This is a genomic window from Streptomyces sp. NPDC002209, from assembly GCF_042890265.1.
Taxonomy (GTDB): domain Bacteria; phylum Actinomycetota; class Actinomycetes; order Streptomycetales; family Streptomycetaceae; genus Streptomyces.
This window is the reverse complement of the sequence record NZ_JBIARX010000003.1, coordinates 412,105-427,848: the sequence shown is the minus strand read 5'-3', so window position 1 is coordinate 427,848 and position 15,744 is coordinate 412,105. Positions and strand designations below refer to the sequence as shown.

The window sequence follows — 15,744 nt, the reverse complement described above, 5'->3', positions numbered from 1 at the left end:
TCCGGGCCTGATGCCTCTGCGACCGCCGGTGGTGCCGGCGCCCCCGCCGTCGGCAGGGCTGGCGCTGCTGCTGCCCCGGGCGGGCCTGATGCCTCAGCTGCCTCCGGTAGACCTGGCACCCCCGCCGCCTCCGCCGGGCCTGAGGCCTCTGCCGCACCGGGGAGGCCCGGCGCCCCCGCCGCCGCGTGGCACGACGCCTCTGCTGCCTGCGGTAGGCCCGGCGTCCCGAGCAGCCCCGCAGCTCCCGCCGCCGGTGGGTCTGGGGCCCCTGCGGCCCCGGGCGGGTCGGACGCCTGTGCTGCGTCCGGTGGGGCCGGCGTCCCCAGCAGCCCCGGCGCCGCGGGCTGGCCTGACGCCCCTGTCCCCAGCAGGCCTGGAGCCCCCACCTCCGGTAGGTCTGGGGTCCCTGCGGTCCCGGGCGCTCCCGGCAGCCCCGGCATCCCCGGCGCCTCCGCGGCCGGTAGGCCTGGCGCCGCTGCTGCCCCGGGCACACCTGAGGCCACCGCGATCCCCGCTGCCCTCGCCGCCCCGGGCAGGCCCGGCGCCCTGGTGGCCCACGCCGGTTCCAGCCCCTCTGCGGCCCCGAGCGGGCCTGACGCCCCCGCCGAGCCTCACACTTCTGCTGCGTTCGGTAGGGCCGGCGCCCCAGCCGTCGGCAGGGATGGCGCAGCTGCCGCCCCCTCCGGGCCTGGGGACTCTGCAACCGCCGCTGGGCCCGGCGCCCCCGCCGTCGGCGGGGCTGGCGCCGCTGCCGCCCCGTTCCGGCCCGGGGGCTCTGCGACCGCCGGTGGGCGGGCTGCCCCGGGCGGGCCCGGCGGTCTTGCCGACCCCGGTGGGTTCGCTTCGGTCGGCGCCCCGGGGCCGGCCAGCCTCGGGGGCCCGGTGGCGGAGCCGGAGTTTTCGGGCTCCGCCCCGGCTACCTCGCACCGGCCCCCTGCCTCCGTCGGCCAGAGCAGCCCGGTGCCCGGTTCCACGACGACGCCGGAGCCGGGCTCCGCCCTGCCCCCGCACGCCACCCGTCGGCCCCCCGGGGCCGAGGCCATGCAGGGGCCCGCTTCGGTCGGCGCCCCGGCACCGGACCAGCAGACGCCTGCCTCGGCCCTGCAGGCCTTCCGCTGGCTGCTTCCCGGGACCGGCGCTTTGGACGAGCCGGCCGCGGTCGATGACTCCGCCCCGGACCACGAACCGGCGGGTTCCGCCCCGCACGCCTCCCGCTGGCTGCCTCTTGGGGCCGTCGCCGTGGACGGACCCGCCCTGGTCGGTGACTCCGCCCCGGGCCACGAGCCGGCGGGTTCGGCCCTGCAAGCCTCCCGGTTGCTGCCTCCCGGGATTGCCCTTGGTGGTCCCGCCGGGGTCGGCGACCCTGCACCGGTACTGGACCAGCAGTCGGCGGGCTCGGCGTCGCCGGCCGACCCGTGGTCGCCGCCCGGGGCGGCCGTCCTTGCCGGGACCGGCGGCCCGGGCAGGCCCGACCCGGTCGGCGGCTCCGGCGCCCTCGGTGAGTTCGCGCCGAAGCGGGAGGCGCCGGGTACGACGCAGTCCCTGCAGTCCCTGCCGGGCTCGGTGTCCCACACCCATCGGATGCCACCCCCGGGGCTTGGTGCCCGTGCCGGGACCGGTGCCCCGGAGCGCCAGGCCGATGCCACCCACCTCGGCGGATCCACCCAGGAACCGGAGTCGGCGGGCCTGGTTTCGGCCTTCGAGCCCACCCTGCGGCTGTTCCCTGAAACCGGAAACCAGCGCGCCTGCGGTGCTCTGACCGGCATCAGCGGGAACGTGCTCCCGAGCGGGGCCATGGAGGCAGCAGGGACCGGCAGTCCCGGTGCGCCCGGAGGCCCAAGGCTCAGCTGTACAGGCGGGATCCAGGACCCGGGCTCCGAGGCCACCGCGTGGCGGGCCTCGGGGACCGCGGGCCTCGGGGCCCCCGCCGACGGCCCGAGCGGGGACGGGGCTGCAGAGACGGGGAACGACGGCGCCAGAGGCCTTGGCGGGTCTGCCTCGGACCCCGAGCCGGAAGGAGCCGCTCTGGCCCCGCAGTCCTCGGGCTCCCAACCCGTTTTGCGGCAGGCCGAGATCGGCACCCCAGGTGCCTCCGGCGACCCGAGCGGGCGCTGGGCCGACGGGACCACAGGGACGGGCAGTCCCGGTACCTCCGGCGGCCCCAGGCGCGTCGGCGGCTCCACGCCCCCGGGCGGTGCCGTGCCGCAGCCGGTGGAGTCGGCGGGCTCCGCACCGGTCCCGCAGTCCCCGCTGGGCTCGGGTTCGCAGGCCACCCCGTGGCTGGCCCCGGGCGTCGGCGGCCCGGCCGGAACCCCTTGCGCCGGTGCCACCGACGGCCCCGGGGGCAGTGGCGACGCCGACGGGCGCGGCGGGCCCGCCCCGGAGTCCGTGACGGAGGGCACCGCCCCACCCGCGCAGGCCGCCCCGGGGAGCGGGGGCCTTGGCGCCCGCGGTGGGGGGCAGGCTTCGGCAGGGTGTGGAGGGATCGTGCCGCGGCAGAAGGACGGCACGCTTCGGGCCCGGGTCGGCTCCGGCGGTCCGGGCGGGCCCGAACCCGCGATGCCGCCCGACCTGTTGGACCACCCCGACCCGGCCGTCGCCGCCGACGCCGCGGCGGTGGAGAACCTGCTGCGGTGCTGGGTCCGCGAGAACGGCATCGGCCGTCCCGACGGGCCCGACAGAACCCTGCTCCGCATCCCCCTCCCCGCATCCGGCACCGCCCTGCTCGTCGCCGTCCGCTACTGGTCCCCGGCCGGCTGGCACCGCTTCGCCCCCGCCCGGCTCGAAGGCGCACCCGCCCACGCCCCGGCCGTGGACGCCGTCACCCTCGCCTCACTGCTCGCCCGCGAGGGCGACAGCGGCGGCCGTGGCGGCACCGACCTCGTCGGCCGGGTCGCCGACTCGGTGCGCCGCACTGCCGAGTTCATCGCCGACCGGCGCGAACGCCCCACCCCGCCCGAACCCGTCGCCGGCGACCTCTTCCTCACCGCCGAACAGTCCCTCCTCCTCGGCCACCCTCTCCAGCCGGACCCGAAGAGCCGCGAAGGACTCTCCGAGGCCGAAGCACGCCGCTACTCACCCGAACTCCACGGCTCCTTCCCCCTGCACTGGCTCGCCGTCGAACCCTCCGCCCTCGCCACCGACTCCGCCTGGACCGAACGCGGGCGCCCCGTCTCCGCCGCCCGGCTCCTCGGCCGACTCGCCCCCGGGCTCCGGCTGCCCGACGGCACGACCCCCCTTCCCCTGCACCCCTGGCAGGCCGGAGACCTGCTCCAGCGTCCCGCCGTCGCCGCCCTCCGCGACGCCGGGCTCCTGCACGACCTGGGCCCGTACGGCGAGCCCTGGTACCCCACCTCCTCCGTCCGCACCGTCCACCGACCCGGCACCCCCGCGATGCTCAAGCTCTCCCTGGGCCTGCGCATCACCAACTCCCGCCGCGAGAACCTCCGCAAGGAACTCCACCGCGGCGTCGAGGTGCACCGGCTGCTCCGCACCGGCCTCGCGGAACAGTGGCAGGCGGCCCACCCCGGCTTCGACATCGTGCGCGACCCCGCCTGGATCGCCGTCGACGCCCAGGACGGCACCCCCGTCCCCGGACTCGACGCAGTGCTGCGACACAACCCCTTCCGCTCCCACGACGACGCCGTCTGTATCGCCGCACTCACCGCGCCCCGCCCGTGGCCGGGCCGGACCACCATGCGCTCCCGGCTCGCCGAGGCCGTCTCCCGGCTCGCCGCCACCACCGGACGCCCGACGGCAGCCGTCGCCGCCGAGTGGTTCCTGCGCTACCTCGAACACGTCGTCCTGCCGGTCCTCGCCTTCGACGCGCTCGCCGGTATCGCCTTGGAAGCGCACCAGCAGAACACCCTGGTCCTCCTCGACCCGGCCGGCTGGCCGGTCGGCGGCCGCTACCGCGACAACCAGGGCTACTACTTCCGTGCATCCCACCGCGCGGAACTCGAGCGCCGGCTCCCCGGCATCGGCAGCGCCAGCGACACCTTCGTCTCCGACGCCGTCACCGACGAACGCTTCGCCTACTACCTCGGCATCAACAACGTGCTCGGCCTCATCGGCGCCTTCGGATCCCAACAGCTCGCCGACGAACGCGTCCTGCTCGCCGCCTTCCGCCGGTTCCTCGGCAAGGCCTCCGGACTCGGACCGCTCCCCGCACGGCTGCTCGACTCGCCCACCCTGCGCTGCAAGGCGAACCTGCTCACCCGCCTGGGCGGCCTCGACGAGCTCGTCGGCCCCGTCGACTCCCAGTCCGTCTACGTCACCCTCACCAACCCCCTCCACGATTGAGCGCCGATGCCCTCCACCGACATCTCCACCGCTGCCCTCGACCCCGCCACCGGCGCCCCCACGGCAATCGGCACCGCCACCGCCACCATCGGGATCCGCATCCCCGGACGGCGGCTCACCACCCGGCTGCTGCCCCTGCTCGCCGAGGCCGAACTCCTCGACTCCCCGGCCGAATGGGGCACCGCAGCCACCCCGGCCGGAGCCTTCCGCCTCGAACCCGTACGGCTCGGCCGCGACCTGGAGCTGCTCACCGGCTGGATGAACGACCCCGAGGTGGCCGCCTATTGGGAACTCGCCGGTCCCGCCACCGTCACCGCCGCCCACGTGCGCGCCCAGCTCGACGGGAACGGCCACAGCATGCCCTGCCTCGGCCTCCTCGACGGCACGCCGATGAGCTACTGGGAGATCTACCGGGCCGACCTCGACCCGCTCTCCCGTCACTACCCGGCGCGCCCCCACGACACGGGTATCCACCTGCTCATCGGGGACGGCACGAACCGCGGCCGCGGTCTGGGCACGGTGCTGCTGCGTGCCGTAGCCAACCTGGTGCTCGACAACCGCCCCCGCTGCACACGCGTCATCGCCGAACCGGACATCCGCAACACCCCCTCCGTATCAGCCTTTCTCAGCTCCGGATTCCGCTGTTCCACGGAAATCGACCTCCCCGAGAAGCGCGCCGCCCTGATGGTCCGCGAGCGGGCGCTGCGTAACCTCATCTGAATTGCCGCCCCACGTCCCGCGATCCGGCCGCTCCACGCCCCTCCGATCAGTCCCCCGCTCCAGGCCCCCCGTTCGGCTCCGCTCCACGCCCCCGGTTCGCCTCGTCGAGCGCTCCCCGTTCACGCCTCACCCTTCGAAAACTCTGCGTCGCGCAGCAAAGTTCCCGATACCCGAGGAGTCCCGTGCCGCATTTCCCCGCCACCCCCGACTCCGCCGGCCCCCACTGCTCGGAACCTGCCGCTCCGCCGTTCCCCCAGCACCCCTGCACGCCGCCCGAACTCAACAGTGCGACCTGGGCGTCCGCCGCCCGCCGGCTGCTCGCCAAGATGCTGGGCGAGTTCGCGTACGAGGAGATCATCAGGCCCGTCCCGGCCCCCGGCACCACCTCCGGCGACGCCTGGCAGCTGACCCTCGACGACGGCAGCAGCCTCGGCTTCCGGGCCCGCCGCCGCGCCTACGGCAGCTGGCACGTCGCTCCCGACACCGTCACCCTCACCCCGCCGCCCCCGCCGCCCGGGCCCCCGACCGCCTTCGCGGACCCGTACGCCTTCCTGATCCGCACCCGGACCCTCCTCGGCCTCGACGGCGCCACCCTCGGCCACCTGGTGCGCGAGCTCAGCGCCACCCTTGCCGCCGACGCCCGCATCGCGCACACCGCACTCACCGCCGACGTCCTCGCCGATCTCGACCACGCCGAGCTCGAAGGGCACCAGACCGGCCACCCCTGGCTCGTCCTCAACAAGGGCCGCATGGGCCTGTCCGCCGCGGACACCGCGGCCTGGGCCCCCGAGGCCCGCACCCGCCAGCGGCTGCCCTGGCTCGCTGCCCACACCTCCCTCGCCGCCTACCGCGGCACGGCCGGCCTGGAGGACCCCGCCCGCCTCTACGCCCAGGAGCTCGACCCCGTCACCCGAGCCGCCTTCGACCGGACCCTGCGCGCCCGCGGCCTCGACCCGCTCGGCTACCTCTACCTCCCGGTCCACCCCTGGCAGTGGGACGAGATCGTTCTCCCCCTCTTCGCTCCGGCCCTGGCCTCGGGCGCCCTGGTCCCGCTCCCCGCCGACCCCGACATACGCATCCCGCAGCAGTCCATCCGCACCTTCCTCAACCTCACCCGCCCCGACCGGCACAGCGTCAAGCTGCCGCTCTCCGTCTTCAACACCCTCGTCTGGCGCGGCCTGCCCTCCGACCGCTGCGCCGCCGCCCCCGCCGTCACCGCCTGGATCCGCTCCCTCCACGACGCCGACCCGTTCCTCCGCGAGGAATGCCGCGTGGTCCTCCTCGGCGAGGTCGCCTCGGTCACCGTCCGCCACCCCGTCTACGACGAGCTCCCCGAGGCCCCCTACCAGTACAAGGAGCTCCTCGGGGCGATCTGGCGCGAGCCCCTGACCAGCAGGCTCGCCCCCGGCGAGCGGGCCCGTACGCTCGCCTCCCTCCTCCACGTCGACCCGCGCGGCCGGTCCTTCACCGCCGAGCTCGTCGCCCGGTCCGGGCTCGCGCCGGCCCGCTGGCTCCAGCGGCTCTTCACCGCTCTGCTGCCCCCGCTCCTCCACTTCCTCTACCGCTACGGCACCGTCTTCTCCCCGCACGGGGAGAACGCCGCCGTGATCTTCGACGAACACGAGGTCCCGGTCCGGGTCGCCCTCAAGGACTTCGTGGACGAGATCAACATCTGCCGCGAGCCGCTGCCCGAGCTCGCCGCCATGCCCTCCGAGGTCCGCGCCGCACTGCGCGACAAGCCCGCGGACTTCCTGCCCCAGTACATCCACTCCGGTCTCTTCGTCGGGGTCTTCCGCTACCTCTCCGCACTGTGCGAGGACCGCCTCGGCGTCCCGGAGGAGGAGTTCTGGTCGCTCGTACGGGCGGAGATCCTGCGCCACCAGGCCCGCTTCCCCGAGCTCAAGGAGCGCCACGAGCTCTTCGACCTGCTCGGCGAGCGGATCGGGCGGCTCTGCCTGAACCGGAACCGGCTGTACGAGGACGGCTACCGCGACCGTCCCGACCGCCCGCACGCGGTGGAGTACGGCACCGTGCCCAACCCCTTGTACTGGCCATGAATCATCGTCGTGGCGGTCACTGTCGGTGGCGCCCCGTAGGGTTGTCATTGCTATGACGAAGCCCTCCCTCCCCGACCTCCTGCACGCCGCCGTCTCCGCCGTCGGCGGCACGGAGCGGCCCGGCCAGGTGGCCATGGCCGAAGCCGTCGCCGAAGCGATCGACGACAACACGCACCGGCTCATCCAGGCCGGCACCGGCACCGGCAAGTCCCTCGGCTACCTGGTTCCGGCCCTCGCGCACGGCGAGCGCGTGGTCGTCGCCACCGCCACCCTCGCCCTCCAGCGGCAGCTGGTCGAGCGCGACCTGCCCCGGACGGTCGACGCGCTGCACCCGCAGCTCCGCCGCCGCCCGCAGTTCGCCATGCTCAAGGGCCGGTCCAACTATCTGTGCCTGCACCGGCTCCACGAGGGCGCGCCGCAGGATGAGGAGGAGGGCCTCTTCGACCAGTTCGAGGCGGCCGCCCCCACCAGCAAGCTCGGCCAGGACCTGCTGCGCCTGCGCGACTGGGCCGACGAGACCGAGACCGGCGACCGGGACGACCTGACCCCGGGCGTCTCGGACAAGGCCTGGTCGCAGATCTCCGTCTCCTCCCGGGAGTGCCTGGGCGCGACGAAGTGCGCGTACGGCGCCGAGTGCTTCGCCGAGGCCGCCCGCGAGCGGGCCAAGCTCGCCGACGTGGTCGTCACCAACCACGCGCTGCTGGCCATCGACGCCATCGAGGGCGCCCCGGTGCTGCCGCAGCACGAGGTGCTGATCGTGGACGAAGCGCACGAGCTGGTCTCCCGGGTGACCGGGGTCGCCACCGGTGAGCTCACCCCGGGCCAGGTCAACCGCGCGGTGAAGCGCGCGGCCAAGCTGGTCGACGAGAAGACCGCGGATGCGCTGCAGACCGCGTCCGAGTCCTTCGAGCGCGTCATGGAGCTGGCCCTCCCGGGCCGGCTGGAGGAGGTCCCCGAGGACCTCGGCTACGCGCTGGCGGCCCTGCGGGACGCGGCGCGCAATGTCATCTCGGCGATCGGTGCGACCCGCGACAAGTCCGTCCACGACGAGGACGCCGTCCGCAAGCAGGCCCTGGCCGCGGTGGAGAGCGTCCACGGGGTGGCCGAGCGGATCCTGCTGCGCTCCGAGTACGACGTGCTCTGGTACGAGCGGCACGACCGCTTCGGCGCCACCCTCCGGGTCGCCCCGCTGTCGGTGTCCGGGCTGCTGCGCGAGAAGCTGTTCGAGGACCGCTCGGTGGTCCTGACCTCGGCGACCCTCAAACTGGGCGGTGACTTCAACGGGGTCGCGGCCTCGCTGGGCCTGTCTCCCGAAGGGGTCGAGGGGGAGGACGCACCGGTCTGGAAGGGCCTGGACGTCGGCTCGCCGTTCGACTACCCCAAGCAGGGCATCCTCTACGTCGCGAAGCACCTGGCCACGCCCGGCCGGGAAGGCACCCGCGGCGACATGATGGACGAGCTCGCCGAGCTGATCGAGGCGGCCGGGGGCCGCACCCTCGGCCTGTTCTCTTCCATGCGGGGTGCCAAGGCGGCCGCCGAGGAGCTGCGTGGCCGGCTCGACAACCCGATCCTGCTCCAGGGCGAGGAGACGCTGGGCGAGCTGATCAAGGCGTTCGCGGCGGACCCGAAGACCTGCCTGTTCGGGACACTGTCGCTGTGGCAGGGCGTGGACGTGCCCGGTCCCAGCTGCCAGCTCGTGGTCATGGACCGGATCCCGTTCCCGCGTCCCGACGACCCGCTGATGAGCGCCCGGCAGAAGTCGGTCGAGGAGCACGGCGGAAACGGCTTCATGGCCGTCGCGGCCACGCATGCGGCGCTGCTGATGGCCCAGGGGGCGGGTCGGCTCGTACGGGCCGGCGGCGACCGGGGTGTCGTCGCTGTCCTGGACCCCCGGCTGGCCACGGCCCGGTACGGGAGCTTCCTGCGGGCCACGCTGCCGGACTTCTGGTACACCACGGACCGCAACCAGGCCCGCCGCTCTCTGGCCGCCATCGACGCCGCCGCGCAAAGCGAGGGCAAGTAGCTCAGCCCTCGATCGAGCAGCCCCGAGGGCGGTCAACTGAGCAACCCCGACGGCGGCCGTGAAAAGGAGCAGCTCCGGGACCGGCGCAGTGGGTCCCGGAGCCGGATGGGGGCGCGGGGTCAGACCCGGCGCAGTACCGCGACGACCTTGCCGAGGATGGTCGCCTCGTCGCCGGGGATCGGCTGGTAGGCGGCGTTGTGCGGGAGGAGCCAGACATGGCCGTCCTCGCGCTTGAAGCGCTTGACGGTGGCCTCGCCGTCGAGCATCGCGGCGACGATGTCGCCGTTCTCCGCGACCGGCTGGCGACGGACCGTGACCCAGTCGCCGTCGCAGATGGCGGCCTCGATCATCGAGTCGCCGACGACCTTGAGGACGAAGAGCTCTCCGTCGCCGACGAGCTGGCGGGGGAGCGGGAACACGTCCTCCACCGACTCCTCGGCGAGGATCGGGCCGCCGGCCGCGATCCGGCCGACCAGGGGGACGTACGAGGCGGCGGGCTTGCCGGTGGTGTCCGTGGGCTGCGAGCTGGGCTGGTCGGAGCCGCGGACCTCGTACGCCCGGGGGCGGTGCGGGTCCCGGCGCAGGAAGCCCTTGCGCTCGAGCGCCATCAGCTGGTGCGCGACCGACGACGTGCTGGACAGGCCGACCGCCTGGCCGATCTCCCGCATCGACGGCGGGTAGCCGCGCCGCTGCACCGAATCGCGAATGACCTCGATGACCCTCCGCTGCCGGTCCGTGAGCCCGGAGCTGTCGGCGCGGATGCCTGGAGGTCGGCCTGGCAGCGATCGTGCGGGGCGTACGGGCTCCGCCTCCGGGTTCAGGCTTGCGTCATTCATGGGATGCACCGGCTCGAGTCGGCTCTGGGAGCGGTTCTGGGCAGTGATGGTGGCACTGTCTGCGGTGGTGGTCACGTCGGCCCCTCTCGAAATGTTCTCCCTAGCTGGACAACGGTAGTAGCTTTCGAAAGGTTGCGCCAAACACACGTTCGAGTGAAAAATCGCAGATCGTCCGGCGTGGTCAGAACAAGGGGTGTATGGACGATCGGTCCGCCGAACGCGAGTTCGGTCCCGGCTCCGCTGTTTACGGTACCCTTCCCGGTCGGATCGCCGCCTTCCGGTCCCGCGCCCAGTGTGGCACCGGAAGGGCCCGGGTCCGGGCATCGGACGCGGCGACACGCGGAGCGAACGAAATCCACCACAACCCAAGATCTAGTGGTTGGATGTGCGCTGCCGCCCAGAAGTTGTGGTCCTCGGTCCATCGAGGCCCTCGGCATCGCATATGCTGGTGGCTGCTTCACGAGCCCCCGACAGGGACCCGTCCCCGTCGTTCAGGGGCCTCGTGAGGTGATTCAGTCGTGCCAAGAGGGAGGGTGAGGGAACCATGCACTGCCCCTTCTGCAGGCACCCCGACAGCCGCGTCGTCGACAGCCGCACCACGGACGACGGCACGTCGATCCGTCGGCGCCGTCAGTGCCCCGACTGCTCCCGTCGTTTCACGACGGTGGAGACGGCCTCGCTGATGGTGATCAAGCGCAGCGGGGTGACCGAACCCTTCAGCCGTACCAAGGTCATCTCCGGCGTGCGCAAGGCGTGCCAGGGGCGGCCGGTCACCGAGGACGCCCTCGCCAAGCTCGGCCAGCGGGTCGAGGAGGCGGTGCGCGCCACCGGGAGTGCCGAGCTGACCACCCATGACGTGGGTCTGGCCATACTCGGCCCGTTGCAGGAGCTCGATCTGGTCGCGTACCTCCGGTTCGCGTCCGTCTACAAGGCGTTCGACACACTCGAAGACTTCGAGACCGCCATCGCGGAGCTCCGCGTGCCGCGGCCTCACCCCGAAGAGTGCGAGCCCGGTGGGACCGTCCAGGTCCCCGTGCCCGCCTCCGCCGCCGACTGACCGGGGGCCGCAGCGCAGCGCGGCCGCCCGGAAGGCTCAGGCGAAGAAACGTAGATACAAGACAGACCGTGCCGCGGAATAGCGCTGGCACTTTAGGGCGTTTTTGCCCGCATATGGGAGGAAGCGGCATGACAGAGACGGCGAGCGGCTCGGCACGAGGTTCCCGCGCCAAGGGGACCAAGACTGCCAAGAGCGGCCTTCGGATCGAGCGCATCCACACCACCCCCGGCGTGCACCCGTACGACGAGGTGAGCTGGGAGCGCCGTGACGTCGTCATGACCAACTGGCGCGACGGCTCGGTGAACTTCGAGCAGCGTGGCGTCGAGTTCCCCGACTTCTGGTCGGTGAACGCGGTCAACATCGTCACCAGCAAGTACTTCCGCGGCGCGGTCGGCACCCCGCAGCGCGAGACCGGTCTGAAGCAGCTCATCGACCGCATCGTGAAGACGTACACGAAGGCCGGCGAGGACTACGACTACTTCGCGTCCCCCGCCGACGCGGAGATCTTCGAGCACGAGCTGACCTACGCCCTCCTGCACCAGATCTTCAGCTTCAACTCCCCGGTGTGGTTCAACGTCGGCACGCCCCAGCCGCAGCAGGTCTCGGCCTGCTTCATCCTTGCCGTCGACGACTCCATGGAGTCGATCCTCGACTGGTACAAGGAAGAGGGCATGATCTTCAAGGGCGGCTCCGGCGCCGGCCTGAACCTCTCCCGCATCCGCTCCTCCAAGGAGCTCCTCTCCTCCGGCGGCAACGCCTCGGGTCCGGTCTCCTTCATGCGCGGCGCCGACGCGTCCGCAGGGACGATCAAGTCGGGCGGTGCCACCCGCCGCGCGGCCAAGATGGTCGTCCTGGACGTGGACCACCCGGACGTCGAGGACTTCATCGCCACCAAGGTGAAGGAAGAGGAGAAGATCCGCGCCCTGCGCGACGCGGGCTTCGACATGGACCTGGGCGGCGACGACATCACGTCCGTCCAGTACCAGAACGCCAACAACTCCGTCCGCGTGAACGACGAGTTCATGACGGCCGTCGAGAACGGCACCGAGTTCGGCCTGCGTGCCCGTATGACCGGCGAGGTCATCGAGAAGGTCGACGCCAAGGCGCTCTTCCGCAAGCTGGCCGAGGCCGCGTGGGCCTGCGCCGACCCGGGCATCCAGTACGACGGTGTGATCAACAACTGGCACACCTGCCCCGAGTCCGGCCGCATCACCGCGTCCAACCCGTGCAGCGAGTACATGCACCTGGACAACACGTCCTGCAACCTCGCCTCGCTGAACCTGATGAAGTTCCTGAACGACGACGGCAAGGGCAACCAGTCCTTCGACGCCGAGCGCTTCGCCAAGGTCGTCGAGCTCGTCATCACCGCGATGGACATCTCGATCTGCTTCGCGGACTTCCCGACGCAGAAGATCGGCGAGAACACCCGCGCCTTCCGCCAGCTGGGCATCGGCTACGCCAACCTCGGCGCCCTGCTGATGGCGACCGGCCACGCGTACGACTCGGACGGCGGCCGCACCCTCGCCGCGTCGATCACCTCGCTGATGACCGGCACCGCGTACAAGCGCTCCGCCGAGCTGGCCGCCATCGTCGGCCCGTACGACGGCTACGCCCGCAACGCCGACGCGCACAAGCGCGTCATGAAGCAGCACGCCGACGCCAACGGTGTCGCGCCGCGCACCGACGACCTCGACAACGCGATCTGGGCCGCGGCCACCGAGGCCTGGCAGGACGTCCTGCGCCTCGGCGAGAAGAACGGCTTCCGCAACTCCCAGGCCTCCGTCCTCGCGCCGACCGGCACCATCGGTCTCGCGATGTCCTGCGACACCACCGGTGTCGAGCCGGACCTGGCCCTGGTCAAGTTCAAGAAGCTCGTCGGCGGCGGCTCGATGCAGATCGTCAACGGCACCGTCCCGCAGGCCCTGCGCCGCCTGGGCTACCAGGAGGAGCAGATCGAGGCGATCGTCGCGCACATCGCCGAGCACGGCGTGGTCGTCGACGCCCCGGGTCTGAAGACCGAGCACTACTCGATCTTCGACTGCGCCATGGGCGAGCGCTCCATCTCCCCGATGGGCCACGTCCGGATGATGGCCGCGATCCAGCCCTGGATCTCCGGCGCGATCTCCAAGACGGTCAACATGCCGGAGTCGGCGACCGTCGAGGAGATCGAGGAGATCTACTTCGAGGCCTGGAAGATGGGCGTCAAGGCGCTCGCGATCTACCGCGACAACTGCAAGGTCGGCCAGCCCCTCTCCGCGAAGAAGAAGGAAGAGGAGAAGGAGGAGGTCACCGCCAAGGCGGAGGACACCATCCGCGCGGCGGTCGAGAAGGTCATCGAGTACCGCCCCGTCCGCAAGCGCCTCCCCAAGGGCCGCCCGGGCATCACCACCTCCTTCACGGTCGGTGGCGCCGAGGGCTACATGACCGCGAACTCCTACCCGGACGACGGCCTGGGCGAGGTCTTCCTGAAGATGTCCAAGCAGGGTTCGACCCTCGCGGGCATGATGGACGCCTTCTCGATCGCCGTCTCGGTCGGTCTGCAGTACGGCGTCCCGCTGGAGACGTACGTCTCGAAGTTCACGAACATGCGCTTCGAGCCGGCCGGCATGACGGACGACCCGGACGTGCGGATGGCGCAGTCGATCGTCGACTACATCTTCCGCCGCCTGGCTCTCGACTTCCTGCCCTTCGAGACCCGCTCGGCGCTCGGCATCCACACCGCCGAGGAGCGTCAGCGCCACCTGGACACCGGCTCGTACGAGCCGCTCGAGGACGACCTCGACACGGAGTCCCTGGCCCAGTCGGCCCCGCTGGCCGCCGTCCCGGCGGTCCCGAAGCCGGCCGCTGCCGTCGAGGTCCAGGCCCCGAAGACGGCGCACTCCAACGCCGAACTGGTCGAGATGCAGCTCGGCGTCTCCGCCGACGCCCCGCTCTGCTTCTCGTGCGGTACGAAGATGCAGCGCGCAGGCTCCTGCTACATCTGCGAGGGCTGCGGCTCGACCAGCGGCTGCAGCTGACCGTCCGCCTCCGGGCGTAGCCCGCGCGGGTAGCTGACCAGCAGTTCACGAAGGGGACCGGCCGATGCCGGTCCCCTTCGTCGTGCACGGACGCCGGGTCCCGGGCTCAGTGCGGGATCCGACGGGCGGGGCGGGCGGAGAGCGGGTTGGTGCGCACGGCCTTCATGGTGATCATTGTGCGCAGCGGGGGCGTTCGAGTGCCTGCGGTTTCACGAGCGGGAGCGGGGGAGACATGTGGAGCGGTGACCAGCTGGATCTCGATGCCTATCTGGCGCGGATCGGCTACGACGGGCCCGTCGGGGACGACGGGGAACTCCGGCCGGACCTCGGGACGTTGTACGCAGTGCACCGGGCCCACACCGGCGCCATCACCTTCGAGAACCTGGACGTGCTGCTCGGCCGCCCCGTCGAGCTGGGCGTCAAGGCCCTCGAGGACAAGCTCGTGCACGGCCGCCGCGGCGGCTACTGCTACGAGCAGAACTCGCTGCTGGCCGCTGCCCTGGAGCGGATCGGCTTCGAGGTCTCCGGGCGCGGCGCCCGCAACCGCACCCGGGGGGACACCCTGCTCGCGGTGACGCACGCCGTCCTCGTCGTCACCGTGGAGGGGGAACCCTGGCTGTGCGACGCCGGGTTCGGCCACCAGGGCCCGCGCGAGCCCGTCCCGCTGGCGCGGCCCGGAGCCGAGGTCGTGCAGGGGGAGTGGACGTACGCCGTCCGCGAGGAGGGCGACGGGATCCTCGTGCTGTGCATGCTGCGCGAGGGGACCTGGCGGGACCTGTACGCGTTCTCCCCGCAGCGCTACCACCCCGTCGACTACGTCCTGCTCAACCACTACAGCTCCTCCCACCCCCGTTCCGCCTTCGTCGGGCAGGTGATCGTCCAGCACCCGGCCGGTCCCGTCCGCCGGGCGCTCGTGGGGCGGGAGCTCAGCCGCCTGTATCCCGACGGCCGGATCGAGCGGCAATCCGTGGCCCCCGACGAGCTGCTCGCGCTGCTCGACCGGGAGTTCGGGCTTCGGCTGTCCGGGCGGGATGCGGAGGAACTGGCACGGATCAACCGCCGTAGGGACTGACCGGGGCCGCGCCGGGCCCGTACGATGGCGCGGTGCTGGTCAAGTGGATTCGCTGCACGGTGACGGACCGACGCGGGTTCGAGCGCGGGCAGCGCAAATGGGCGGGGCTGCCTGGCGAGCCGGGATTCCGGGGACAGGGCGGCGGCTGGAGCCGGGGGAGGCAGGGGGTCGCGCATGTCTTTGCGTTCTGGGAGAGCCGTTCCTTCTACGACTCCTTCATGGCCAGGTCGTACGACCGGCTGGCTGCGGCCCAGACCGGCACGTACACCAATGCGCGGGTCACGCTCTTCGACCACCGCTTCGACGTGAAGACCGGCTTCGAGCCGCGGTTCACCGACGCGGACGTCGTGCGCGTGGCCCACACCCGGGTGCGGGAGGGCCGCGTGGACCACTTCGCCCTCATGCAGGAGAAGGTGTGGAACCCGGCCATGGCCGGCTCACCCGGAATGATCCGCGGCCTCTTCGGGGAGGCCCCGGGCCGGGAGTTCCTCGTGCTGTCGATGTGGCACGCCGCCGCCGAACACGGCAAGTACCGTCAGGAACGGGTCGAGCGGCTGTCGCTGCGCGCCCAGACCGAGGCCGACGTGGAAGCCCTCACCGGTGACGTCGTCGACCTCGAATCGTCCTGGACGGTATGACCGTACGACGATCGGCGGGCCC

The 15,744-nt window shown here is 72.4% G+C and carries 9 protein-coding genes; 8 read left to right on the top strand and 1 reads right to left on the bottom strand.

Features of this window, described 5'->3' with window-relative positions; translation table 11 throughout:
* Window positions 1-2,280: 2,280 nt before the first annotated feature.
* The 4 genes from ACFYXK_RS09205 (at window position 2,281) to ACFYXK_RS09190 (ending at window position 9,102) form a co-directional block, all read left to right on the top strand.
* Entirely contained in the window at window positions 2,281-4,302 is a 2,022-nt protein-coding gene (locus ACFYXK_RS09205) for an IucA/IucC family protein (protein WP_389410559.1), read from the top strand.
* 6 nt (window positions 4,303-4,308) lie between these two features.
* Window positions 4,309-5,022 carry a GNAT family N-acetyltransferase gene (locus tag ACFYXK_RS09200; RefSeq protein ID WP_389410507.1) on the top strand — a complete coding sequence of 238 codons (714 nt, stop codon included), beginning with the start codon at window positions 4,309-4,311 and terminating at the stop codon, window positions 5,020-5,022.
* 182 nt (window positions 5,023-5,204) lie between these two features.
* A complete protein-coding gene (locus ACFYXK_RS09195) occupies window positions 5,205-7,079 on the top strand; it encodes an IucA/IucC family protein (RefSeq protein ID WP_389410506.1) in 1,875 nt (624 codons plus the stop codon).
* 52 nt (window positions 7,080-7,131) lie between these two features.
* Window positions 7,132-9,102 (top strand): ATP-dependent DNA helicase, encoded by a 1,971-nt coding sequence (locus ACFYXK_RS09190; protein ID WP_389410505.1) that lies wholly within the window; start codon window positions 7,132-7,134, stop codon window positions 9,100-9,102.
* A 119-nt stretch (window positions 9,103-9,221) separates the two neighbouring features.
* On the opposite strand, the gene lexA is transcribed toward ACFYXK_RS09190, so the two are convergent.
* On the bottom strand, window positions 9,222-10,013 hold the full coding sequence (gene lexA, locus ACFYXK_RS09185) for a transcriptional repressor LexA (RefSeq protein ID WP_030301390.1): 792 nt from the start codon (window positions 10,011-10,013) through the stop codon (window positions 9,222-9,224).
* A gap of 469 nt (window positions 10,014-10,482) precedes the next feature.
* On the opposite strand from lexA, the gene nrdR reads away from it, so the two are divergent.
* From nrdR to ACFYXK_RS09165, 4 genes are all read left to right on the top strand, one after another.
* A complete protein-coding gene (gene nrdR, locus ACFYXK_RS09180) occupies window positions 10,483-10,995 on the top strand; it encodes a transcriptional regulator NrdR (protein WP_383509541.1) in 513 nt (170 codons plus the stop codon).
* Window positions 10,996-11,123: 128 nt separating this feature from the next.
* On the top strand, window positions 11,124-14,012 hold the full coding sequence (locus ACFYXK_RS09175) for a vitamin B12-dependent ribonucleotide reductase (RefSeq protein WP_389410504.1): 2,889 nt from the start codon (window positions 11,124-11,126) through the stop codon (window positions 14,010-14,012).
* Between the two features lie 232 nt (window positions 14,013-14,244).
* Entirely contained in the window at window positions 14,245-15,084 is an 840-nt protein-coding gene (locus ACFYXK_RS09170) for an arylamine N-acetyltransferase (RefSeq protein ID WP_389410503.1), read from the top strand.
* Between the two features lie 32 nt (window positions 15,085-15,116).
* Entirely contained in the window at window positions 15,117-15,722 is a 606-nt protein-coding gene (locus tag ACFYXK_RS09165) for a YdbC family protein (RefSeq protein ID WP_053787769.1), read from the top strand.
* The last annotated feature ends 22 nt before the right edge of the window (window positions 15,723-15,744 follow it).